This is a genomic window from Azospirillum sp. B4 (genome assembly GCF_000333275.1).
In the GTDB taxonomy this organism is placed as follows: Bacteria; Pseudomonadota; Alphaproteobacteria; order Azospirillales; family Azospirillaceae; genus Nitrospirillum.
In genome coordinates, this window is sequence record NZ_BACU01000516.1 from 1 (window position 1) to 1,811 (window position 1,811).

2 protein-coding genes and 1 tRNA gene are annotated in these 1,811 nt (G+C 69.5%); 2 read left to right on the forward strand and 1 reads right to left on the reverse strand.

The window, feature by feature from the left end; translation table 11 throughout:
- Positions 1-44 precede the first annotated feature (44 nt).
- Positions 45-118 (forward strand) — tRNA-Cys (locus I55_RS22340).
- A gap of 211 nt (positions 119-329) precedes the next feature.
- On the opposite strand, the gene I55_RS22345 is transcribed toward I55_RS22340, so the two are convergent.
- A complete protein-coding gene (locus tag I55_RS22345) occupies positions 330-1,076 on the reverse strand; it encodes an A24 family peptidase (protein WP_252181263.1) in 747 nt (248 codons plus the stop codon).
- A gap of 159 nt (positions 1,077-1,235) precedes the next feature.
- On the opposite strand from I55_RS22345, the gene I55_RS22350 reads away from it, so the two are divergent.
- A partial coding sequence (locus tag I55_RS22350) for a S9 family peptidase (RefSeq protein ID WP_199902683.1) occupies positions 1,236-1,811 on the forward strand: 576 nt, incomplete at its 3' end.

Sequence of the window (1,811 nt, forward strand, 5' to 3'; positions counted from 1 at the left end):
TCGACAGGCGCCGCCAGGCGGTCCGACGATCGGCATTCGTGGCCGTTACGGTGGCAGAATGGTGATGCAACGGACTGCAAATCCCTGAATCCGGGTTCGATTCCCGGCCGTGCCTCCAATGACTTAGCAGAAAATTCCGTGTTAAGCGGCCCAAAGGTTGCGCAAAACGGCGCATAGTCCTGCGCGATTCGGCGCATAGGCCTGCCGTACTCGGACCTCCCGCCCCCGGCCCCCCTCCTCAGCCAATCCCCACCACATTCCCCGGGTAAGTCCAAACAGCGGTCCCTCTTGCCTGGCCTTCCCTTCCGGGGCCGCTGAAGGCCGCCCGTTCACAGGTTCGCGGCCAGCCAGGCGCCCCAGATGCCCAGCGCCAGGCCGGGGCCGAATGGCAGGGCCGTGTCGGAGCCCACCCGCCGACCGGCCAGGCGCAACGCCGCCAACGCCGCCAGGCTGGCCAGCGCCGCGATCAACAGCACGTGGGGCACGGCGGCGGGGCCCAGCCAGGCGCCGCCGGCCGCCAGCAGCTTCGCGTCCCCCCGGCCGATGCCGTCGCGGCCGCGCAGCCGGCGGTACAGGATTTCCAGCAGCACCAGGCCGCCATAGGCGATGGCAGCCGCCGCCAGCCGCGTGACGGGGAAGCGCCCGTCCAGCGCCCATTCCACCAGGAGCCCGGCAACCACCAGCGGAAGGGTCAGCGCGTCGGGCAGGATCATGTGCCGCAGGTCGATCCACGCCAGGGCCAGCAGGGTCCACCCCAAGCCCGCCCCGGCGCACAGCGCCAGGGGATCCAGCGGCATGAGAGGAACCAGGCACAGGGGCGGCAGCAGGGCCGCCAGTTCGATCGCCGGATGAAGGGCGCCGATGGGCGCCGCGCAGTACCGGCAGCGTCCCCGCGACGACAGGTAGGAGAGAACCGGCACCAGATCGGCCGGTCCCAGGGCATGACCGCACCGGTCGCAGGCCGACCGTCCCCAAACGACCGACCGCCCCGCCGGCAGGCGCGTCACGACCACGCCCAGGAAACTGCCGATGAAAGGGGCGGCGACCAGCAATGTCCACAGGGTGATGATGTCCACTGTCCCTTCCCCCGACGCGCACCGGCGCCCCTGGCGGGAGGCGCCCGCCATACCTCCCCGATTCGCGAGGAATTTCAACAGGCGTTGGCGCCCGAGCGCCTGAAATGGGCGTCTGGCGCCGTTTAGACAGGATCACACTTTTGAATCTTTCAAAAATTTTTGCGCAGGTGTCCGCCACCGGTTACCTGTCCGGAAAGATGGGTCACCTACCGCAACCGCCTGCGCGGCAATTGGGGCGTCACCGACGTGCAGGACGCCACGGCGGTGGTGGCCTACCTGGACCAGGCGGGCCTGGCCGACGCCAATCGGGCGGCCATCCGGGGCGGCAGCGCCGGCGGCTACACCACCCTGGCGGCACTGGCCTTCACCCCCGTGTTCAAGGCGGGCGCCAACTATTACGGCGTGTCGGACATGGAATCCCTGGCCAAGGACACCCACAAGTTCGAAAGCCGCTACCTCGACAGCCTGGTGGCCCCCTACCCGGCGGGCAAGGCCGTCTATGACGCCCGCAGCCCCCTGCACCACCTGGACGGCTTCTCCGCCCCGCTGATCACCTTCCAGGGGGCGGAGGACGCGGTGGTGCCCCCCGCCCAGTCGCGCAGCATCGTCGCCGCCCTGAAGGCCAAGGGCGTGCCCGTCGCCTACATCGAGTTCGAGGGCGAACAGCACGGCTTCCGCAAGGCCGACAGCATCATCCGCGCGCAGGAGGCGGAGCTGTACTTCTACGGGCGCATC